19 protein-coding genes and 1 riboswitch are annotated in these 22,509 nt (G+C 49.1%); of the genes, 6 read left to right on the forward strand and 13 right to left on the reverse strand.

The window, feature by feature from the left end:
- Positions 1-14: 14 nt before the first annotated feature.
- Both X794_RS00470 and X794_RS00475 read right to left on the reverse strand, forming a co-directional pair.
- Positions 15-380: a hypothetical protein gene (locus X794_RS00470; RefSeq protein WP_011308740.1), complete on the reverse strand. Its 366-nt coding sequence runs from the start codon at positions 378-380 to the stop codon at positions 15-17.
- Between the two features lie 145 nt (positions 381-525).
- Positions 526-1,365 carry a DegV family protein gene (locus X794_RS00475; protein ID WP_011308741.1) on the reverse strand — a complete coding sequence of 280 codons (840 nt, stop codon included), beginning with the start codon at positions 1,363-1,365 and terminating at the stop codon, positions 526-528.
- A gap of 198 nt (positions 1,366-1,563) precedes the next feature.
- Between X794_RS00475 and X794_RS00480 the strand changes: the two genes are divergently transcribed.
- Positions 1,564-2,868, forward strand: coding sequence for a LemA family protein (locus tag X794_RS00480; protein ID WP_011308742.1), 1,305 nt, complete (start codon positions 1,564-1,566; stop codon positions 2,866-2,868).
- A gap of 62 nt (positions 2,869-2,930) precedes the next feature.
- On the forward strand, positions 2,931-4,850 hold the full coding sequence (locus X794_RS00485) for an endonuclease/exonuclease/phosphatase family protein (protein ID WP_011308743.1): 1,920 nt from the start codon (positions 2,931-2,933) through the stop codon (positions 4,848-4,850).
- 66 nt (positions 4,851-4,916) lie between these two features.
- Here the strand turns inward: X794_RS00485 and X794_RS00490 are convergent, their stop codons facing one another.
- From X794_RS00490 to X794_RS00530, 9 genes are all read right to left on the reverse strand, one after another.
- Positions 4,917-5,399: a HyaD/HybD family hydrogenase maturation endopeptidase gene (locus X794_RS00490; RefSeq protein WP_011308744.1), complete on the reverse strand. Its 483-nt coding sequence runs from the start codon at positions 5,397-5,399 to the stop codon at positions 4,917-4,919.
- A 2-nt stretch (positions 5,400-5,401) separates the two neighbouring features.
- Entirely contained in the window at positions 5,402-6,982 is a 1,581-nt protein-coding gene (locus X794_RS00495) for a nickel-dependent hydrogenase large subunit (protein WP_011308745.1), read from the reverse strand.
- Between the two features lie 30 nt (positions 6,983-7,012).
- The gene (locus X794_RS00500) at positions 7,013-8,077 is read right to left on the reverse strand and encodes a hydrogenase small subunit (protein ID WP_011308746.1); all 1,065 of its coding nucleotides are present in this window, start codon (positions 8,075-8,077) and stop codon (positions 7,013-7,015) included.
- 52 nt (positions 8,078-8,129) lie between these two features.
- Entirely contained in the window at positions 8,130-8,933 is an 804-nt protein-coding gene (locus tag X794_RS00505; RefSeq protein WP_011308747.1) for a 4Fe-4S dicluster domain-containing protein, read from the reverse strand.
- Positions 8,934-9,609: 676 nt separating this feature from the next.
- Entirely contained in the window at positions 9,610-10,683 is a 1,074-nt protein-coding gene (locus tag X794_RS00510; RefSeq protein ID WP_011308748.1) for an ABC transporter permease, read from the reverse strand.
- Positions 10,680-11,738 carry an ABC transporter permease gene (locus X794_RS00515; protein WP_041344445.1) on the reverse strand — a complete coding sequence of 353 codons (1,059 nt, stop codon included), beginning with the start codon at positions 11,736-11,738 and terminating at the stop codon, positions 10,680-10,682. The genes X794_RS00510 and X794_RS00515 overlap by 4 nt, the downstream gene beginning before the upstream one ends.
- The gene (locus X794_RS00520; protein ID WP_041344446.1) at positions 11,735-12,601 is read right to left on the reverse strand and encodes an ABC transporter ATP-binding protein; all 867 of its coding nucleotides are present in this window, start codon (positions 12,599-12,601) and stop codon (positions 11,735-11,737) included. The genes X794_RS00515 and X794_RS00520 overlap by 4 nt, the downstream gene beginning before the upstream one ends.
- Before the next feature lie 11 nt (positions 12,602-12,612).
- Positions 12,613-13,251 (reverse strand): TetR/AcrR family transcriptional regulator, encoded by a 639-nt coding sequence (locus X794_RS00525; protein ID WP_012984075.1) that lies wholly within the window; start codon positions 13,249-13,251, stop codon positions 12,613-12,615.
- Between the two features lie 180 nt (positions 13,252-13,431).
- A complete protein-coding gene (locus X794_RS00530; protein WP_041344447.1) occupies positions 13,432-13,974 on the reverse strand; it encodes a DJ-1 family glyoxalase III in 543 nt (180 codons plus the stop codon).
- A 293-nt stretch (positions 13,975-14,267) separates the two neighbouring features.
- Between X794_RS00530 and oadA the strand changes: the two genes are divergently transcribed.
- Both oadA and X794_RS00540 read left to right on the forward strand, forming a co-directional pair.
- A complete protein-coding gene (gene oadA / locus X794_RS00535; RefSeq protein ID WP_015407389.1) occupies positions 14,268-16,016 on the forward strand; it encodes a sodium-extruding oxaloacetate decarboxylase subunit alpha in 1,749 nt (582 codons plus the stop codon).
- Positions 16,009-17,505: an acetyl-CoA carboxylase biotin carboxylase subunit gene (locus X794_RS00540; protein WP_011308754.1), complete on the forward strand. Its 1,497-nt coding sequence runs from the start codon at positions 16,009-16,011 to the stop codon at positions 17,503-17,505. The genes oadA and X794_RS00540 overlap by 8 nt, the downstream gene beginning before the upstream one ends.
- Here the strand turns inward: X794_RS00540 and X794_RS00545 are convergent.
- Together X794_RS00545 and X794_RS00550 are read right to left on the reverse strand one after the other, a co-directional pair.
- Positions 17,502-17,789 (reverse strand): 2TM domain-containing protein, encoded by a 288-nt coding sequence (locus X794_RS00545; protein WP_011308755.1) that lies wholly within the window; start codon positions 17,787-17,789, stop codon positions 17,502-17,504. The genes X794_RS00540 and X794_RS00545 overlap by 4 nt on opposite strands.
- Positions 17,790-17,919: 130 nt before the next feature.
- Positions 17,920-19,722: a 4Fe-4S binding protein gene (locus X794_RS00550; RefSeq protein ID WP_012984079.1), complete on the reverse strand. Its 1,803-nt coding sequence runs from the start codon at positions 19,720-19,722 to the stop codon at positions 17,920-17,922.
- Between the two features lie 235 nt (positions 19,723-19,957).
- Positions 19,958-20,149: riboswitch (cobalamin riboswitch) on the forward strand.
- 114 nt (positions 20,150-20,263) lie between these two features.
- Here X794_RS00550 and X794_RS00555 point away from each other — a divergent pair.
- Together X794_RS00555 and trpD are read left to right on the forward strand one after the other, a co-directional pair.
- Positions 20,264-21,295 (forward strand): zinc-dependent dehydrogenase, encoded by a 1,032-nt coding sequence (locus X794_RS00555; RefSeq protein ID WP_041344448.1) that lies wholly within the window; start codon positions 20,264-20,266, stop codon positions 21,293-21,295.
- A 14-nt stretch (positions 21,296-21,309) separates the two neighbouring features.
- Positions 21,310-22,434, forward strand: a complete 1,125-nt coding sequence (gene trpD, locus X794_RS00560) for an anthranilate phosphoribosyltransferase (protein WP_041344449.1) — start codon at positions 21,310-21,312, stop codon at positions 22,432-22,434.
- The last annotated feature ends 75 nt before the right edge of the window (positions 22,435-22,509 follow it).

The following is a 22,509-nucleotide window of genomic DNA, read 5'->3' on the forward strand; positions in this document are numbered from 1 at the left end:
AATATATTTCAAACCTATAGGAAGAGTATTACCCCCAGTATGGCCAGTTCCAGGGCTATGGCATAAACGGCTACCACGGCCCAGTTTTTCTGCTGGACAAAGTAACCGGGGCTGTTTACGGCTGAATAGATGAACATGCCGGTTGCCAGCAGATAGATACTTTCCCCCCAGCTCTGCTCAGACAGCAAACCTGTGCCAGCCAGAATAAGCATAAGGGCGGTGGCAAATTCGGCAGCCGAGCGGAGTGTAAGCTCGTAAGTACCCCATCTGACCTTGTAACCCTTGTTGGGGTCTTGGATTGCCCGCCGGTTAAGGTTTTCCCTCCACTGAAAAATAACCAGCACCCCGGCAATTATGGAAAATATAGCTGCAAAGCTCATTTGACCCTCCCTGCGTGTTGGGTAGCTCAGGGGGTGCGAAAGAAGATTCCCTGTATTTAAATTATAGCATGTGCAGGCCGTTCGGATAATATAAAAAGGGGGGAATAACCCCCCTCAATTAAATACAGTATCTATTATATGATTATCAGGCTTCTTTATAGGCCACCCAGAGAGTGCCGGGTCCGCCGTGAGTGCCTAGGACCGCGCCCAGCTGGGCAATGATGGTTTGGTCTTTGGGGAAAATATCACTAAGCATCTCAGCCAGTTTATGGGCGGTTTCCGGAGTGGTGGAATGGATTACGCTCATATCTACGATATTTTTCCCTGTTTTGGCAAATTCCACCAAGCGTTCCAGACCTTTGCCGGTATTGCGAACCCGCCCGCAGGGCTGGTATTCTCCGTCTGCCACTGTCAGAACAGGTTTAACACCCAGCAGGGAGCCCATCAGGATTTTGGCTTTGCCCAGCCGTCCGCCTACCTGAACGTAACGCAGGGTATCAAAAAATCCCATCAGTTTTATCTTGGGGATATTGTTTTTGCAGTCTTCCACAACCTCACCCAGTTTTTTGCCTGAACGGGAGGCAATGGCGGCGGCCTTTATAACAAGCCCCATGCCCATGGAAAGCAGGCGGGAATCTATAACCTCTATCGGGCAGCTTACCCCTGAGATTTTGGCACCCTCCATCGCAGACTGGTAAGTGCCGCTGAATTTGGAAGAAATGTGTATGGATACAATGCCGGTGGCGTTATCTTTGGCCAGTTCGCGGTAAACGTTGGCAAAATCTTCGGGGCTGGGCTGGGAAGTTTTGGGGTGAATACCGCCGTGGGCCAGCCGGTCAAAGAAAGTTTCCTTGTTTATATCCACTCCGTCACGGAATACTTCGTTTCCAAAATGGACATACAGAGGTACAACCGTAATACCCAGATTTTTTACTATATCAGCCGGTAAATCAGCTGTGCTGTCAGTTACTATTTTGATAGTCATCAGGACCTTATTAACTCCTTGTCGAAATTTATGGGATAGTCCTCACAGTATACTGGTATAACACTGTTGTGTAAAATATTAACTGAAAAATCAGCCTGCGGTAATATTTAAAATACTATCCGGGCTGGCTTTTATCCGCCTGAAAGGCGGGTATGTTATTATAAAGACCGTATAAACCTTTGGATGGGGGATAGGCTGATGGAATTTCAGATTTGGGGTTATCTGGTTTTTGTACTTGGTCTGGCAGCTCTGGCGCTGGCATTTCGGACTATGCGCCGCAAACGGCTGGTAGATGATATTCCCACCTCGCGTACCCATGGAGTGTTTATCGGGCTGGTTGAGCTTAAAGGCACTGCCGAGAGTGAAAAACCTTTTACCGGTTTTCTTTCCGCCGAGCAGTGTGTTTATTACTACTACAAGGTAGAGGAACGCTGGTCGCGCATGGTGACTGAAAGTTTTACCGATGCCAAGGGACATGTCCAGTTCCGTACCCGCCAGGAAAGCGGCTGGACACAGGTGGCTTCCGGCAAAGAGATGCAGCCGTTTTATCTTAAAGACGAAACGGGGATTATCCTTATTCAGCCGGAGGGTGCAGATATTCAGCCGAAAAACCTGTTTAACCGGACCTGCGGTCAAAATGACCCGCTGTATTATGCCAAAGGCCCGCAAGCGAGTATACCAAACTCCGACCATCAGCGCCGTTTTACCGAAGAAGCTATCCCTCTGCATGCAGGGCTTTACATAATGGGTCAATCCAGAGAACGGCAGGATATAGTTGCCCCGGAGATAGCCAAGGATAAATCTGCCCCCCTGTACGTGATTTCCACCCGCACCGAAAAGCAGATAAGCCGCACTTACAGCGGCTGGTTCTGGTTTTGGGTAGGGCTGGGTTTGCTGCTGGCTTCGGGGAGCGGCCTGCTGCTGTCTCAAGAAAGTACTTCCGGTTTCAACCCTGATTTTGGGGTTGCAGTTTTGTGGCTTGGGCTTTACCTGATTTGCTGGCTGTTTGGCTGGCTGTGGGCAGGGTATAACAGTCTGGTGGGGCTAAGGAACAGGGTTTGCCAGGGATACGCCCAGGTGGATATTCAACTGAAACGCCGTTTTGACCTGATACCCAATCTGGCAAAAAGTGTGGAGGGTTTCGGTAAACACGAGCGTGAACTTCAGGAGATGCTGGCAGAAGTACGCACTATCTCAAAAGTAAACGGGCAATACCCCAAAGATATTCAGGGTGCGTCTGCCATACTGGTTTTTAATATGGAAAGATACCCCGAACTCAAGGCGGACACTTTATTCCTGAAGATACAGGAGGAACTGGCGGCTACCGAGTCACGGATAGCTCTGGCCCGTGATTACTATAACTCTATAGCTACTTTTTACAATACCCGCCGGGAGGTATTTCCTGACCGCCTGCTGGCCGGGATTTTCGGTTTTAAAGAACGGGTGCTGATAAACGCAAGCGCTCTGGAAAGGGCGGTTGTAAAGGTAAAGCTGGCAGAATAAAGGCTTTTAATATAAATGCTTTCAACTGGTCAACCTTTATTGGGAAGTGAGGTATAGCAGGCATGAAAAAATTTTTTCAAGAAAAACCGGGTGCAGTGGAATTTTTATTGCCGGCGCTGGTTTTTACACTGGCGATAAGTTTGTTTCCTTTATTCGGTTCGGGTATGACCTGGATATTGGGAGACCGCTTCGGGCAGGGGGCAGGAGTGCTGGGGTTAATAGCCCTGACTGTTTTCAGCCTGTCATTTTTGGCCAAACCCCTGCGCCGTTTTTTATGCAGTTACAAAGCCATTATTTTTAGTGCTGGTGGAGTGGGTATACTCAGCCTGCTGGCCCAGATAGGTTTTTCCGAGCCTCTTTTAAATTTTGTCTGTTCCGCTTTGGGATTGTCTCTTTTCGGTATTTTCCTGTGTGTTTATCTGGATAGTGCCCGGGTGCGCGGTCCGTCTGCGGTGGGGCATTTCGGGGCGGGTGCTGTCTTCGGATTACTGCTGAATGCCGCCCTGTCTGCCGGATTTGGTACCTATGACCTGCTCAACCAGCCTTCATTTTTTCCTTTGCTGGTTAGTGCTGTAATGGTGGGCTTTTTATTGTTTTTGCTTACGGTGCATATGCCTCTGGCTGAGGGGCCGGCTGCCAGTAATGACGGCCTTGGCTGGCTGGCAATAGGGCCGTTCCTCTTTTTAGAGTTGGTAGTCTTCGGGAATATTGCCCGTTTGTCTGCTCTTAGCGGTTTTTCCAGTCCGGTGGCTTCAATGTTTGTACTAGGGGCGCTTTCACTGGGTTTAGTAGGTATACTCTGGGTATTGTCACTCTCTGAAAGACACATCCGGCTGCTTACCCTGATATCCAGCCTGTGCCTGATACTCTCCCTGACCGGTATTTCTGATGGAGTGGCTTTTGTAAGCCTTATCCAGCAGGTACTGGGGCAATTGGCAGTGGTACTCCTGTTTGGGGTGATTCTCCGCTATATTGGCGGCAGGAAGGCTGACGGGCATTCTGAAAGTCTGAATCTGCCTAGCGGTCTGGGTATGCTTGTATTCGTTATATTGCTGCTGGGATATTACGCTGTCTATCAGGTGGCTGTGCCGTATGACAATACAGTTCTGGAGCTGGTAGCCGGACTGATAGTGGTGGGTTTGGCCCTGTATTCCGGGCGGGAGAGCCTGCCTCTGCTGGATTTCAAGAGTGACAGGTTCATTTTACCGGCCATGTCAGTTTTGCTTTTGACTCTGCCTCTTTTAGGTTTGCTTACATATAAAACACCTCCGTCTCCCCCTCAATTTGAGGGCAGTCTGCGGATTATGACTTATAATTTACATAACGGGTTTAATACTCAGGGTAAGCTGGATATGGAAGCTCTGGCAAGGGTGATTGAAGACAGCGGGGCGGATGTGGTGGCTTTACAGGAGATTTCCCGCGGCTGGGTGATAAGCGGACGGGTGGATATGCTTGAGTGGCTTTCCCAGCGGCTGAATATGTACTCTGCTTTTGGGGCTACGGCCGGTGAATACTGGGGTAATGCCATACTGTCAAAATACCCCATTCTGGATACCCATAATGTCAGTCTGGAAAGTGAAGAATTGCCTATCAAACGGGGCTATCTGAATGCAGTGCTGGATTTGGGCGGCAGGTATCTGTATCTGGCGGCTACCCATTTGCATCATGTACCTGAAGAAGGAGATGTGCGCCTTATTCAGGCAGGGGAGCTGGCAGATTTTTGGGATAATGCTCCTGCAACTATAATACTGGGTGATTTTAATGCTGAACCGGATTCGGAGGAGATAGGTTTACTGCGGCAGGCTGGTCTTTCTGACAGTCTGGAAGGGCAGACATCTGTCCTTACTTACCATTCAGCAGACCTGTACCAGCGGATAGATTATATCTGGGCTTCGCCTGAAATAGAGTATATAGATTCATATACCATTGTTAGCTTGGCATCGGACCATCTGGCTATCATAGCGGATATACGGCTTTCCTGAATATATTCCGGACATAAAAAAAGGGCGGTGAAAATCCGCCCGTTTCAGTATTAGCTACTGCAGGGGTTATTTTATACCCAGTTCTTCTTTCATCATTTCCACCACCCGGTTAACAGCTTTGTCTACTGCCGGGGTCAGCTCAAATCCCGGTGCCATGCTGCCTGGCTGGATACCGTAAATGATAATATCTTTGGGCATGGCGTCATGGTATTTGGCCAGATTAAGTATCTCCATCAGTCCCATCTGGTGGAAAGAAATATCTATTTTGGGCTGGGTCTTGATATCTTCGGGGCGGAAGCGGTATATCATACCGGGTTCGTCTCCGCCGTGAACCGCATCCAGTATAAACATTTTTTCACGCCCGGATATCACGTCCAGCAAATCCATGGCGGCGGTGCCGCCGTCATACAGTTCTACATCCTCAGGAACAGGAAACCGGGATAGCCGCTCTACGCAGCGTACCCCGGCACCTTCATCACTCAAGAGTATATTGCCTGTACCTAGGACCAATATAGGTTTGGGAGATTCATCTCCCGGATTAAAAAACATACTTAGTAGACGCGGAAGCGGCTGATTTCATTGCCCGTAGGGGAGATCAGGTGAACGGCACAGGCCAAACACGGGTCAAACGAGCGGACAATACGAACCAGCTCAAAGGGATTATCGTTATCACGTACCTTGGTTCCGATAAGAGCCTGCTCAACCGGACCGTAAACACCTTGTCCGTCCTTAGGTGAACAGTTCCAAGTAGTAGGAACTACACACTGGTAGTTGCTGATCTTGTGGTTTTCAATCTTTATCCAGTGGCCAAGAGCACCGCGGGGAGCCTCCCAGAGACCCATGCCTTCGGCACTTTCGGGTATTTCGTAATCGGCACATACCGGTTCGCCAATCTTAAGTTCCATAACCCACTTGACCATTTCATCAGCCACAATCTTGCATTCCAGAGCGCGGGCGGCGTGTCTGCCAAGGGTGCTGAAGAGGGCGGCAGGGCCGGCACCGAAATGAGCCAAGATATCATTTACCATCTTTTGAACCACGGGGTCACCGGCTACATAATTAACCACCATACGGGCCAGAGGGCCGACTTCGTAAGGGGTGTTTTCATAGCGGGGGGCTTTGAGCCATGAATAGCCTTCAGCCTTAGTATGGTCAGGTTCGGTTACTTCGTTCAGGGGGTATTCATTGGTTTCACCCTTGAACCAGCCGTACTTGATATCTTCGGTAATCTTGTTGGGATCAAAGGTGTGGAGTGTCAGGTCGGAAGCGGAGACTGTACCCTGAGTGAAAAGCCTCTGGCGGGTAGCCAGATTAGTACCGTTTGCTTCCAGATCAAACACACCATAACTAAGCAGGTTGCCGCAACCTACGCCGATACCAAAGTAATCAGGGTAGGTCTCAGCTACTGCAATAACGTCAGGCAGGTATACATTGTCAATAAAGTGGCGCAGAGTATTCAGCTTGCTCATAAAACTTGAGATGCTGTCTATGCTTGGGTGAGAAGTAACACCGCCGGCTACCACTGCCACACTGTGGGGCATACGGCCGCTGTAGATAGCGGAGAGTTCGTGAGCCAGGCGGCGCATATTCAAAGCTTCTACGTAATGGGCGACTGCGGCTTGGGCGACCTTCTTGGGCAAACGGTAGTCGCCCTCGTATCTGGGGTAGAAGGGAGCCAGCATGGACATATCCCCGGCAGCCAGAGCCCGTGAAATAAAATCCTTGACTTTCAAAAGTTCAGGATCAGTGCCGTCGTAATCTGCTACTTCGGTTACATCTACATAATCCAAGGCGGCCAGATGGTAGAAATGGACTATATGAGAGGCAATGTAGTTGGCACCCTGAATAAGGTTGCGGAGTATCCGCCCGTTATTCGGTATCTTGTCAGCTACACCAAAGGCAGCGTCCAAATTTAAAGCGGCGGTAGTGCCGTGAGAGGTGGGGCAGACACCGCAGATGCGTTGGGTAATGTGAACAGCATCACGCGGGTCACGGTCTTTCATAAATATTTCAAAGCCGCGGAACAAAGTGCCGACACATTTGGCATCTTTAACCTCGCCGCCGTCTACGGTGGCTTCGATTTTAAGATGACCTTCAATCCTCGTTATGGGATCAATTACTATCTTCTGCATTTTCTTCTCCAAAGGTAAGATTACGGTCTACTAACCCTTTTTCGCGGCATTCCGCTTGGCTTTTTTAGCAAGTTCTACAGCAGCTACACCGGCAGTCAGTACAACGGCAGTGCCGGCAATACCGATAGCCAGTTTGTCAGTACTATTAATAACAGGCGGGGCTTCAAACATGGGAGAAACCGCATCCGGGAAGCCGGGGTGGGCACAGCCGATACAAGGCGAATCAGCTTCCACGCACCAGCGGGTTTTATTGTTCCAGAGCCTGTCAGAACAATCAGCATAGGTTACCGGGCCTTTACAACCCACCAGGAACAGGCAGTAAGGCTCAGATAGCTTGGTGGCAAACAGACCCTTTTCGTAGTGGCCGCGGCGCGGACACTGGTCATGCAGCAGTTTGCCATAGTAAGCCTTGGGACGCCCCATATCGTCAAGGTCAAGCGCGTCCAGCCCGCTCATAAGTACAGTAGCCAGAGTGCCCACTACCCAATCCGGATGAGGGGGGCAGCCGGGCAGATTTACAACAGGGGTAGTTATATTATGGTCTTTAAGAATCTCTGAAACGGCCTTGGCGCCGGTGGGATTGGGAGCGGCAGCTGTAATTCCGCCGAAAGCGGAACAGGTACCGGCAGCTACTACGGCCAGTGCCTTGGGAGCCAGGTTCAGTACGTGCTCAAGCAGGGTGATTCCTTCGCCGTCTTTTTCGCCGACTTCGGCGTAAATCCCGCCATCCTTAAGAGGTACAGAGCCTTCAATTACCAGTACAAAAGGCCCTTTAGCGGCAGTATCGGTAATAGTGTTCATAGCCAGGTCACCCTGGGCGGCCATAATGGTGGGGTGGAACTGCATGGAAACATGAGTACCGGGCACTACCGAAGTAAGCAGTAAATCCTGGATGGTGGGCGATACAACGTTGAGAGTAGAGATAGTGCAACCGTTGCAGCCGGCACCCTGTAGCCATATAACCGGGATTTCTTTCAAAGCCTCGGCAAACATTTTCTCAAATTCGGGGAGCTTCAAAGCTCCCAGACTCAGGGCGGCAGTAGAGCCGGCGGCTAGCTGTACAAAATCCCGTCTAGTAAGTTTAGTATTAAACATTTTTCCTACTCCATTCCAAAGTGGTTCTTTTGTCTAAACCTGCGTGCGCGGTCTAGTGCTTGCCAGCCTTGTTTTCAGCATGCTCAGCATCGTGTGCCTGTGCCTGAATTCTGCGGCCGCGGAAGTACCATACACCAACCATCAGCGAAGCTACTATAGAGATTTCCAAGGGTATATTGCCAAGGAATTCTCTGGTAAAGCTGGGGAAGAACTCATGCTCGTGCATGTCAAAGCCAAGCTTTTCAGGGTGAACGCTGCTTAGGTACAAAACATGAGTACCGCCAGCTTCTTTTTCACCGTAAACATAGGGGTAGTATTTGTCAGGGTTGTTTGAAAGTCTTTCATAGGCCTCTGCCAGCAGGTCAGCCCGTTCGCCAAATTTGATAGCGCCGGTGGGGCAGGTAGCGGCACAAGCCGGTTCCATACCTTCGTCTACCCTGTTCCAGCACATGGTGCATTTGGTGATTTTAGCCCAGTTGTCATCCCACTCAAACTTGGGGATTTCAAAGGGGCAGGCGTTCTGACAATAACGGCAGCCGAAGCATTTATCCTGATCCCAGACTACTGCGCCGTTAGGCCGTTTGTGGAGGGCACCGACCGGACATACCGAAACACAGGCCGGTTCATAGCAGTGTAAACATCTCTTATGAGCGAAGATCCATTGAAGTTTTCCATCTTCTTCAATTTCCCTGCACTCCAGCAGGTTGTAGTTGAATGCGTTTTGTTCCAAGGGATTGGTCACTTCAGGACTGAAAGTTGTCTTGACAGCAGGATTTTCATTCCACTGCTTACAGGCCACCTGGCAGCCTCGACAACCAGTACATCTAGTGGTATCAATCAGCATTCCATTAGGCATTCCTGTTGCCCCCCTTGTGCTTTAATCTATAAAGGGCATCGCCCTGTATTGCATAAAACAAGTGTTACTGCGGCGGTATTTTCTAAAATGGGTTTATAACCCTCAACATTTAGAATACCTCCAAATGCCACTTACGTGCAACTTCCGGAGTTCTAATACTTTCCTTCTGCCTTCAGTCCGTTAGCACTAAGCCCTGTTGACAGCCAATAACTGGCAGAATTCCAGTTGTTAATTGATGTATTGTAACATACAGGTTTTTACATCGTCAAAGGGGTATTAGTACTTTGATACTAGGTCTTAATCGTAAAGTAAAAAATATTTCATATATTTTTACAAAAGATTATAAGGAAATAATATTGTTGGGGGTTTACCTGTTAATCAGGCAAACCGGAAAATTCCTGTAGTTTGCCTACTGAGCGAGGAATTTTAACACCCGTAATTCTGAGTGTCAAACAGAGGTTTGCTTAGGAAGCGCCTGGAGCAGGCAGAAACTGTAAAAATGAAATGACTGCAAAGGTGAAAGAACTATACAATAAGTTATGGAAAATTTGGGGGATAAACAAAAAATACGCCATTAACCAAGGAACAGGTATCCTAAGGTAGCACCGGACACAGGCATAAAAAAGCCGCCCGGTTTTAGACCGCGGCGGCTTTATATCTTAGACAAAGGATGTTATCAGGTATAAAGACGCAGGGCAGAGTTTGACATGCGGCTGACCACTTTGGAAACAGCCACCAGCAATATAACTACCAGTATTACGGATATACCTGCATTCAGGGCTATATCTGTCCAGCCGGCATCATAAACACTCAGGTCTACCACCGGTTTTAAAATATAATAGGTAGGGAAGAAGTAGCCTATCCACTGGGGTATTTGGGGGAAAAGGTAGATAAAGGCCGGTCCGAAAAGGAGCAGTCCGCCAAACTTCCAGACGGCAAAGAGGGTGTTCATATCCTTTATGAAAGCACCTGCCAACAGCCCCAGCAGCGAGGCCATCAGCGAGCCCAATCCCAGCATAAGTATCAGGGGCAAAGGGGAGTTGCCGAAAGCGGAATTCAAAGCCAGTATAATCAGACCCATTACTACGCCCAGCAAAGTGCCTATCGCCCCCTTGGCGGTAAATATTTCGCCCAGAGTGGCCGGAGTGATATTGACCGCTTCCAGAGTGCGTTTTTGCTTTTCATCTATAAGGGAACTGGCCGGCAGCATTAGCCCGCTGAAGAACATGGCCATAAGCACTACGAAGGGGAATAACCGGTCAGCCCAGGGTACGTTCATCTCATCTCCCAGAGAGATGGAGTTTATTTCCACCGGTACGTTGGCACCCGTAATCTGCCGGGCGGTATCCGCCAGCACCGCCGGGATAATCATGCGGCTTTTAGCCAGACTTTCGCCCCAAACATAGGCATTGGCCTTGAGGGTATTGGTCTGGATAAGAGAAGTATCAAAATCTGCCGGCAGTACCAGCCCCATGTCTACTGCGCCGCTGGTAGCGGCTTCCTTCAGGGCGGCTTCGTCAGGGTATTCCTTTATCAGCAGGGTATTATTTTCTTTGAGCAGGTTTACAATCTGGGAGTTGCCCAAATCAGTCAGCCCCAGCTTGGGTTTTTCTGAAAAAATGTTGCCGAAGGCCAGAGATATAAACAGGGAAATAAGTATGGGGGTTACCACCACCATAATAAAGGTGACATCTTTCGGCCCGTGGATTACCTCACGGTTAAAAAGGGTGATTATATGTTTTATGCTCATTGGTAACGCCTCCGCAGGACAACAATACCGGCTGTTACTATTACGGCAGTAAATCCCACTAGGATAAGCAGGTTGCCGCCTACCACACTAAGGTCTGCCCCGTAGTTAACCACCCGGTTTACGGTATCTGTCAGGTAGTACGAGGGTATTACCTTAGCCCAGCTGCTGATAAGGCCGGGGAACATTATGCCCATGCCGGGTATGGCCAAGATTATAAAGAGCAACATGCCCCAGGCGGTTACTGACATAAGGCTTTTGGTAAGTGAGGCCAGCAGGAAGCCCAGACCCGTTACCATAAGGCTGCCCAGCAGGAGTACGCCAAGGGTAATAAGCGGCTGGGAGTTGAATCCGCCAACCAGCAGCATAAAGAGAACCACCTGCCCCAGTGCCATGCCTACCCCTATTATGCCTTTGGCGGCAAAGAGTTCAGGTACGGTCATGGGGGTTACCAGCAATGCTCTGGCTGTGCCCTGTTCGTTCTCTTCGGCAATCAGGCTGGCCAGACTGAGTATTTCCATCATTAAAATAAATATTGCCAGCAGGGGCACCATACGGTTACGCATGGGTATTTGTTCACCCAGCATATCCTGTCCCATTACCTGCTCATTGGTATCAAAGGTAAGTGACTGCCCGGTCTGGATATAGGAAAGCTCTTTTACCAGACTGATAACTGCATCACGCAGTTCAAGAGGGGCGGACGAGGCATAATATATTTCTATTTCAGGTTTACCGCCGGAAGCCCATGTCTGCATGATATCTGCCGGCAGGACAATGGCTACCTGTGAATCACCGTTCTCAACCGCTGCCTTGGCCTCCTCCAGCGAGGCGTAACTGGTCAGGCTGCTTGCCGGGTCAGCTACCAGAATCGAAAAAGCCGGGGGCATGACCGGTGCATATATACCCGCTTTAAGCTGTTCGTCTACCTTGTTGGGCATTATAAAGAAGATAATGATATAAAATACCAGCCCGACAATAGTCATCAGCATATAAAAGCGGTTTTGAAGGAAAAGGGAAAAATCCTTTTTCAGCAGGGCTTTTATAACGCTAAAGTTCATTCAGTCAACCTCCGTCCGGTTATCTTTATAAAGATATCCTCCAGAGTGGCTTCTTCACTGTGCAGGGTCAGCACCCGCTCACTGCTGAGTAGTTTGCTAACCTCCTCGGCTGTCTTGCCGGTATCCAAGGCTATTTCCCTGTTTTCCAGCTGGCCGTTTGCACTTTTTACTTTGGCTATAAGAGAGCGTTTGCCGTACTGCTGTTTTAAGTTAACCGGGGCATCAAGTGCGGCAATAGAGCCTTCGTTGATAAAGGCCACCCGGTCACACAGCTTGTCGGCTTCCCACATGTCATGGGTGGTCAAAAATATGGTAGCCCCCCGCTTGCGTTCTTCCAGTATGATGTCACGGATAGACTCTGAAGATACAGGGTCAAGCCCGGAGGTTGGTTCGTCCATAAAGAGTATACTGGGGGTATTTACCAGTGAGCGGGCTACCATAAGGCGTTGCTTCATACCCTTGGAGTAACCGGCTACTTTGTCTTTTTCCCGTCCGGCCAGCCCCACTCTTTTTAAAAGGGCATAACCGTTAAAACTATTCACCCCGAAAAGGTCAGCAAAAAGCTGGAGGTTTTCCAGAGCGGTCATTTGTTCGTACAGATTGGTCTGTTCAAAACAGATACCTATCCGTCGGTGGATTTCTTCGGTATCTTTAGCCACATCAAATCCCAGCAGGGTAGCCCGGCCGTCCTTTGGCCTGAGCTGTCCGGTCAGCATTTTCTGGGTGGTGGTTTTGCCTGCCCCGTTCGGGCCCAGAAAACCCAGAATTTCACCTTGGGTAACCTCAAAGCTTATCTGGTTTACCGCTTTTAGGTCTCCATACCAGTAACTAAGCTTTTCCACTGAAATTGATATTTGACTCATCAGTTACTCCTTCAGCCAGTTTTTGCGTGCCCGCTCTTGATATCCGGGATAAGGCAAGCGTCTTTTTTAAAAAATCCGTACATCATTATTCGGGAAAGTTCCATCATAAGGTTTATTTTTTCTTTGGCGGGTTCAAATAAGGCGGCATTGGCGTTGAAGCCGTCACGCACCACTTTCAGGTAAATGAATACCGCTTCCTCCGAAAGGGACGGGTCTACGTATCCTTCGGCTTTGCCGTCTGCTATCAGTTTCTGCCACATAGGCTGGATTTCTTGTTGGTAGATTTCCTGTATCAGGGCGGTTACGTCATCATCCATGTGTACCAGTTTTTTCAGTATCTCTTCCGGCATTTTGCCAGCCATATCGTTCTTGTTGGATAGTATGAGCTGTATTTTAGCGGGAAAGGGCAGGGGACGGGCCATGATATCTTTTGCTTGAATAAGGCTGGTGTCTATTATTTTTTCCACTACTCCATGCACCAGAGCTTTCCTGCCGCCGAAATTATTGTAAATGGTGGTGGGGGAAACTTTGGCCTTAACGGCTATATCTTCAATACTCACCTTGCCGGCATCATGCGAGTTTAAAAAAAGGTGAGTGGCGGCGGAGAGTATTTTGTCACGGCTGGTATTGCTCTGTTTGGCTTTAGCCAAGTGAATATTCCCCCTCTCCAATGTGTATCAATTGTAGTAATACTATAACTTTACTACAATTAAGTCAATATCTTTTTCGGGGAAATATTTTCCGAAATCTGCAATAAATATTTCTATGCCTGCTGCAAATAGAAAAGGGGGGTTAAAACCCCCTTTTTACGTTCAGATATTGCAGAATGGTTAAACCAGCATTTCATCCCGCACTACTTTGGCTGATTGTGGTTTGGCAAACATATCCATCAGGGTCAGGGCAAAATCCATGGCGGCCTGAGGGCTTCGCCCGGTAATCAGCCTGCCCTCTACCTTTACCCGCAGGTCACAGGCGGTGCAATTTTTCAAAAGGTGCTTAACCCCCGGATATATGGCAACCTCTTTGCCGTCTATCACTCCGGCTCTGGAGAGTACTGCCGGCCCGGCACAAATAGCCGCCATGTATTTGTTTTCGGCATGGGCGGTGCGGATAAGTTCAAGTACCCTCTGGTCTTTGCCCATATTTATAAAGCCCGGATTGCCGCCGGGCAGAACCAGCACTTCGTAATCAGTGGTCTTCAGGTCATCTATATGCATATCCGGCATTATACGGATTCCTCTTGAGCCGCCGGTAAGGTCGTTTTTAAGTCCTACTATCTTGACCTCAAGGTCTGCGCGCCGGAGAATATCCGTAATAGTGCAGAATTCTATTTCTTCAAAACCCTCGGCTAACAAAACGGCAAAACGGCTCATAGTTTCCTCCGGAAATAAATAAAAATAGTGATACCCGCACGCGGGCAGTTAGCACCTTTGGAGGGTTAACATTATATGCCAGAAATTTGCCGAAGTGAAATGTGCCTTTTTTCAGCTATAAAGACACAGGTTTTCAGAGTTTCGGGGTGAACGGCTAATGCTTGCCGTTTCTTGACAGTGCAAGGAGGCTAAGATAGAATAAACTTCACTTTCTATCTTTTTGCCTCAGTATTTTCTTTTATCCTTTCTGAGCAGCAACCGGAATTATTAATATAGACGGTAGGGTTAATAATATGGGTATAAAGATTACAGATACCACTCTGCGGGATGCGCACCAATCACTGATAGCTACCCGAATGCGTACCCGTGACATGATTGATATTGCTGCCCGGCTGGATAAGGCCGGCTTTCACTCGCTGGAGGTCTGGGGCGGTGCTACATTTGACTCCTGTATCCGCTTTCTGAACGAAGACCCGTGGGAACGCCTCCGCCTGATACGCCAAAAAGCTCCCAACACCCCTCTCCAGATGCTCCTCAGAGGGCAGAATCTGGTGGGATACCGCCATTATGCAGACGACGTGGTACGTGAATTTGTCCGTTTGTCAGTTAAAAACGGGATAGATATTTTCCGGGTTTTCGATGCGCTGAATGATATCCGCAATATGGAAGTTTCCATTCAAACTGCCAAAGAGCTTAAAGCCCATGTTCAGGGGACTATCTGCTATACCACCAGTCCCATTCACACCGTGGAGAAGCTGGCCGAAATGGCAGTGGAGCTGGAAAAGATGGGTTGTGATTCCATATGTATTAAAGACATGGCCGGGCTTATTACTCCCACCGCCGCCGCCCAGCTGGTCAAGTCCATAAAATCCAAGGTCAAACTGCCGGTAGACCTGCATTCACATTGTACCAGCGGAATGGCACCCTTAGCTTATTATGCAGCGGCTGAGGCCGGGGTGGATATAATAGATACCGCCTTCTCCGCTTTTGCCTGGGGTACTTCCCAGCCCACCACCGAAAGTTTTGTGGCCGCTTTTAAGGGTACGAAACTGGATACCGGGCTTGATCTGGAACTTATGAGTGAAATAGGTGAGGAATTTAACAAAATAAGTGCCTCTTATCGTTGCCTTTATACCTGCGAAGCCACCCAGCCGAGTATCAGCGTGCTCCTTCACCAGATACCCGGCGGCATGATATCAAACTTGGTCAGCCAGCTTCGCCAGCAAAATGCCTTTGACAAACTGTCAGAGGTACTGGCTGAAGTGCCCAGAGTCAGGGCTGATTTGGGTCATCCCCCATTAGTTACCCCGTCAAGCCAGATTGTGGGTACTCAGGCTATTTTAAATGTGCTGAGCGGCGAACGCTATAAACAGGTGACCAAAGAGACCAAAAACTATCTCATGGGGTATTACGGCAAGATACCCGGTAAAGTAAACGAAGATATCCGCAAGGCTATTATAGGGGATGAAAAACCCATCAGCGTCAGGCCGGGGGCTTTGCTGGAACCAGAACTGCCCAAGATGAAAGCCGAAGGCGAAAAGCTGGGTATACTCAAAACCGAAGAAGACCTTTTGACTTATGCCATGTATCCGGAGGTAGCCGCCAAGTTCCTCAAGGGTGAGTGCAAGGAAGAGTGCCTTCTGCCGTCTACACCTGAGGCAGCCAAACCGGTCAAGACTGAAGCGAAGCCTGTACCTGCCTTTAGTGGTTCGGCTGAATACAGTGTTGAGGTGGATGGAGAGGTCTTTACAGTCAAGGTTTCTGCCAAGGCTGGAGTTGCTGGGGAAGCCCCTAAAGCGCTCAAACCTACTGCCTCTCATCCAGGAGCTATTGTCTCCCCCATGCAGGGTATGCTCCTTTCGCTAAAGGTGAAGGAAGGGGATAAGGTAACCGAGGGTGAAGTGGTAGCCACCATTGAGGCTATGAAAATGGAAAATGATGTCTGTGCCACTGTAAACGGGGTGGTTGTGGAAATATATGCCTATGAAGGCGAAGTAGTGGGCAGCAAAGACGTTATCATGGTGATAGAGCCAGATGCTTAACAAGATACTGGTTGCCAACCGGGGTGAAATAGCTATACGGGTCATGCGTGCCTGCCGTGAGCTGGGTATTAAAACAGTGGCGGTTTATTCCGATGCCGATAAAGGTGCTCTGTTTGTAAAATATGCTGATGAAGCTTATCATATCGGCCCTTCCCAGCTGTCCGAGAGCTACCTGAATATTAAAAAGATAGTGGCTGTGGCCAAAAAATCAGGCGTAGACGGGGTTCATCCCGGATACGGCTTTTTATCTGAAAATCCCGGTTTTGCTCTGGCTCTGGAAAAAGCCGGAATTAAATTTGTAGGTCCAAGCAGCCGGGTTATAGAACTGATGGGCAACAAGATTGCCGCCAGGCGTGAGATGAAAAAGGCGGGTGTGCCGGTACTGCCCGGTACGGAGGGCTGTGTTTCAGGTATTGAACAGGCCACCGAGGCGGCAGCGGCTATCGGCTATCCGGTTATTATAAAACCCAGCGGCGGCGGCGGTGGTATCGGCATGCGGGTGGCTAATGGCCCGGATGAACTTAAAGATGCTATAGAGTCTTCTCAGAAAGTGGCCGGCAACACCTTTGGTCTGGCCGAAGTGTATATTGAAAAATACATATCCAATCCCCGCCATATAGAAATACAGATAATGGGTGATTCACAGGGCAACATAGTTTATCTGGGTGAGCGGGAATGTTCTATCCAGCGGCGTTATCAGAAACTCATCGAAGAATCCCCTTCCCCCGTTATTACCCCTGAGCTTCGCAAGAAGATGGGCGAAGTGGCGGTAAAGGCCGGTAAATGGGTTAACTATGAAGGTGCCGGCACTATTGAATTTATTTTTTCAAACGGGCAGTTCTATTTCCTTGAGGCCAATACCCGTGTACAGGTAGAACACCCTGTTACCGAAATGGTAACAGGCATAGATATAGTCAAAGAACAGATAATGGTAGCTTCCGGCAGTGAGCTTTCATTCAAACAGGAAGAAGTTGAGATGCGGGGCTGGGCTATAGAGTGCCGTATCAATGCCGAAGATCCCTTGAACGAGTTTGCTCCCTCGGCTGCCAAGCTCAAAGGCTATCGTTCACCCGGCGGTATCGGAGTCCGGGTGGATAGCGGTGTTCATACCCGCTATAACATACCCTATCTGTATGACCCCATGATATCCAAGCTGATTGTTTGGGGACGCACCCGCGAAGAAGCCATAGCCCGCATGCGGCGTGCCCTGTACGAATACATCATAGTAGGGGTAAAGACCAATATTCCTTTCCATAAGGCGGTTATGGTTAACCCTAACTTTGTAGCCGGCAATCTGCATACTCATTTCATTGAGAAGGAAACTACCCTGTTGGATGAAATGAAACGCATTATGAGTGAAGAACAGCCTCTGGAAGAGAAGCTGTCCGAGATATTTGACGATACCCGGCGGATTGCCGCTATTGCGGCGGTTACTGCCCTGACCCAGTTGCCGGCTGAAATTGACGAAGATGAGATAACCGGCGTTTAAAGGTTTTTCTTTAAACGCCCAATCTCTTTCTGGATTTCCTTGCTTTCCCAGTCACTTTCATCACGCATAAAGCCGAAAACGCTCAGGAAGTGGAAAATCAGTCCTATACCCCAGCCCCCCAGAGGGAAGATAAACCAAGGGTACGAGCTGCCGGTAAATGCCCAGATGCCGATAATCATGGCGTTTATTACTACATATACCGAAAGGTGATTGTAAAAATCCTTCTTTTCCTTTACCCGTTTTTGGGCAATACGGTAGATTTCATCATCGTTTAGCTGTTTCATCTTGTCTGCCTTTCTTCATCTGGAATTATGATTTATTTTTCAGGTGTTATCAAGTCTCTGCAGGAAAATTCGGGCATAAAAAAACTGCCGGGTTTGAAGCCGGCAGTCTGCAAATAATAGCATTAACTCTTTAAGTAGAAAGTTTGGCAATGGCAGCGGCCAGTATCATCAGGCCTATGGCAATGGGCAGAATACGGATAGCGTAGTTGTATACACTATTCTTTTCTTCCAGAGCGGCTGCCTCTGCCTTGCGTTTCTTGGCGGCAGCCTCATAACCGTAACCGTTGGTAATAGCATCCCAGTAACAGGCATCTACACACCGTCCGCAGTAAGTGCAACTGGAGGTATCCAGACTATAGTCATGTACCTGATGGACAATATCACACCTAAGGCATCTCTGAGCCTCTTTTTTGGCAGCATTGGGAGACAGGGTTTTTTCAATTTCCACCTTGTCACCGCCGGCCTGTTTAACCAGATTAAGCTCTACCTGAGAGCGGTTTTGACCCTTGGGTTCGCCAAGTGGTTTGATGGTTTTTTCAGGCGGAGCCAGAGTTTCATCCAGATTGCCTTCGCCCCCTAAATATTTGTCAATCAGACCGGCTACCGAACGTCCGGCGGCCATAGCCTCAATAACCGAACGGGCACCGCTGATGCCGTCACCGGCGGCAAATACGCCGGGCTGAACCACAGACAGATAATCCGAACCGGGTTTATCATTTTGGGCTACAGTGGTGATAATGGTATCTGCAGATATCAAACGGCGGGTATCGTTTATTATTTCATAATGGAGTTTATTTTCTTTGTCATATCCGTAAGAACGGATACGGAACAGTTCAACTCCCTCAATCTTGTCATTTAGCTTTACCAGCTTTACAAAATCCAGCGAAGGTTGAACAGTTACGCCCGCATCTATAGCGCGGTCAACTTCTTCGGGAGAAGCTTCCTTGCTGCCGGTATGGCGGCTGCAAACCAGATTCACCTCGGAGACACCCAGATTTTTAGCGGCAAAGGCACTATTGTAGGCTTCACTGCCGCCGCCTATTACGATTACCTTGTCGCCAAGGGTTTCTTTAGTGGTTGATTTTATGCCCTTCAGGAAATCATTGCCCTTAATCAGGTCTGATTTGGCAGTTTCATCACAGGGAAGCAACAGCCCTTCGTCTACGCCAAGTACCCCGGTGGAGAGCAAAACCGAGTCGTAGCCCTGTTTAAACAGGGTCTGTACGGATTGTACCTGGCAGGAGGTATGAATGGTCACACCCAGGTCGGTGATAGTCTTAATTTCTTTGTTGAGTATCTCTTTGGGCAGCTGATGTTCCGGTATGCTGTAAAACATCTTGCCGCCGGCATATTCCATGGATTCAAATATAGTAGCCTCATGCCCCAGCAGGGTCAGGAAGTAGGCAGAGGTAAGGCCGGCCGGGCCTGAACCGATAATAGCCACTTTTTTGCCGGTGGGCGGGGCAATTTTGAGGTTGTTTTTCCAACTGCCGTCATCATTTTCAGCGGCATATCTCTTGAGTGCCCGAATAGCAATGGGCTCATCAAACTTCTGGCGTTGGCACTCCAGTTCACAGGGGTGGAAACAAACATAGCCGCACACTGAAGGGAAGGGTATTTTTTCTCTCATAACGGCGGTAGCGGCTGGAGCATTGCCATCAGCTACGAAACGCACGTAGCGGGGGATATCCAGTCCGGCAGGGCAGGCACGGGTGCAGGGAGAAGTGCCAACCCGCTTGGTGGGCATTTTATCCCGCTCCAGTTTGATAGCATCTACCGGGCAGACGCTGGCACAACGGTTACACCCGGTACAGCGGCTTTGTGTCCAAAAAAACTCACTGCCCTTGGTGCGCTTGGTAGAAACTACCTTACCGTCCTTTTTGGTTTCCTCGGCTGGTTCCAGTTTTTCTACAGGCTTTTTTGTTTTGGCCATATATGTCTCTTTTTTAAAATATTTACGCCTATATTTAAAAGACCTAGTTCCTGATATTATACTTGCAACATATAGTACATTGTCAATCCGCCGGGTTCACAGGCGGATAAGCAGATTTATTCTACCACCCCTTCGGCTCTTTGGCCAACTTACATCCGTGTCATTGGTTTTAGGGGATAATATTGTTTTAAACAGGGGATTGACAAAACAGTAATAACTAATTAAAATCAAGTCTAATTGAATAAGGTCTGCCGGTGCTTTGTAACAAAAGCTTAAAAGGGAAGCCTGTTAAAATCAGGTGCGGTCCCGCCGCTGTATACGGGGACGAAAACTGGAATTTGCCACTGTTTTATTAGAATGAAACGGGAAGGCCCGGTGAGTAGGTTGAGCCGTAAGCCAGAATATCTGCCGGCATAGAGTTTCGCGGAAAATGGCCGTGGGAAATGGTAAATCCCTGAGCCGAAAGGTTTGGGGTTTTATTTTTTGTTTGAATCCTCAAACCTTGGTGGTTTGGGGATTTTTTTATTGGGCGGGGTGAAATATGAAAGCAGTCTTATTGGAAAAACCGGGTGAACTAAGGCTTGCAGAGGTGGTTACTCCATACTGCCCGAAAGGCGGGGTACTGCTAAAGGTACTTTGCTGCGCAATCTGCGGGACAGACGTAAAGATGTTTCGGCGGGGGCATCGTGACCTTGAGTACCCCCGGATACTGGGGCATGAAATAGCCGCCGAGGTAGTCTGCTCTGGACACCCTGATTTTGAGGCAGGTTGCCGGGTACAGGTTTACCCCGGTATTGCCTGCGGGGTTTGCCCTCTCTGCTTGCAGGGCAGGGAGAACCTGTGCCGGAAGGTAAAAATAATCGGTTTTAACTATGACGGGGGCTTGGCCGAATATATGGCACTCCCCCCTGAAAGCCTTCCGGTTGGGCTTAACATAATACCTGAACATGTTTCAGACGAGGAAGCCTCTCTGGCCGAGCCGCTTGCCAGCTGTATCCACGCCCAGTCTGTTTGCCGGGTGGGAGACGGGGACAGGGTGCTGGTGCTTGGGGCGGGTCCTTTGGGCCTTTTGCAAGCCATGCTGGCCAGACACAACGGAGCGGAACAGGTGCTCGTGGCCGAAGTCCTGCCCGAAAGGGTGAATGGGGCAGAACTGGCCAGCCCTGACGGGGTAATAGATTTGGGTAAAACCAGCCTTAAGCAGGGGGTTTTTGACCAGACCGGTGGGGCAGGGGTAGACGTAATCTTGATTGCCAGTTCGGGGGTGGAAGTGGGAGAGCTTCCCTTTATTTTAAGCCCAGGCGGGCGGATAAATTTCTTTTCCGGCCTGCCCAAAGACCGCTCTGAGCTTATCATTGATGCAAATGCCGTGCATTATCAGGAACTGGTTATTAATGGCTCTTACGGCTCTACCGCGGCGGATAATGCCGAAGCCCTCCGCCTGATAGGGAAGGGAATTATACCTGTAAAAAGGCTTATCAGCCGGATAACAGGTATTTCAGATATAGAGGCAGCTTTTCTGGGAGTAGAAAGGCTGGATGGTCTTAAAACCATAATAAAATTTCATAAATGAAGAAGGAAACAAAAATGGACGAAAACAGAGTAAAAAATTTCGGGGCTGTTATCAGCCGCCTTATCTCAAAGGAAAATCTGAGCCGTGAGGAGGTTAAAGACTGTTTTTCCCAGATAATGCGGAATGAACAGCCTGACCTTCAGCAGGGTGCGTTTATGGCCGCCCTTACCGCCAAGGGCGAAACGGCATCTGAGATTGCTGGTGTCTGGGAAGCTATATATGAGCAGGATACTGTTCGGGTTAAGCTGCAGGTAAACAAACCGGTGGTGGATAACTGCGGGACAGGCATGGACAGCCTGAAAACCTTCAATATCAGTACAGCTGCTTCAATTGTGGCGGCGGCGGGCGGGGTGGTACTGGCCAAACATGGTGCCAGAGCCCTCAGCGGGAGCTGCGGCACTATTGATATGCTTGAATCACTGGGCGTTGACGTGGAAACAGATGTGGAGACGGTCAAGCGGAGTATTGAAACAGTGGGCATAGGTATTTTTAACGGTATGAGTGCCAAGGTTCACCCGCAGGCTCTTTTCCGCATTCTTTCCCAGATACGTTTCGGCACTACCCTTAATATTGCCGGTTCACTGGCAAACCCGGCTTTGCCCCATTATGCGGTAAGGGGTGTATACTCATCCGAACTTTTACAGCCTGTAGCTGAGGTAATGCGTGAAATAGGTTATAAAAAAGCTTTGGTTATCTTCGGGTCTGCACCCGGCGGACGCGGGATGGACGAGCTTTCAAATCTGGGTGAAAGCCGCATTGCCGAACTTGGGGAAGACGGGCAGATTACTGAATACAGCCTGTCCCCGGTGGATTTCGGTTTGAAGGTTCGCCAGGCGGAGGACATTCTTACCTCAGGTGACAAACAGGGTGAAACCCTGAGACTGCTAAGGATTCTTTCGGGTAAGGAAAATGGGGCTGCTTTTGAAGTGGTTTGTTTGAATACGGCACCTGTTTTCTATGTAGCCGGTGCGGTTAGTAGCCTTAGAGAAGGTTATGCTAAAGCGGCCGAAATAATCCGTTCGGGTGTGGCCATTGCCAAGCTTCGGCAGTGGATACAGGCCCAAAACGCCAACCCTGAAGCGGGCATTGCCCGGCTGGAAAGTCTGCTGGGTGAGCTGGATGGGGCAAAAATCAGCTAGACCTGAAAATATATATGTTGGTCAGTCCGGTTGACACGAGTACACTTTCGGCGTGCTTTTGGCAATCGGACTCTA

This window comes from Dehalococcoides mccartyi CG5, from assembly GCF_000830885.1.
Lineage (GTDB): Bacteria > Chloroflexota > Dehalococcoidia > Dehalococcoidales > Dehalococcoidaceae > Dehalococcoides > Dehalococcoides mccartyi_B.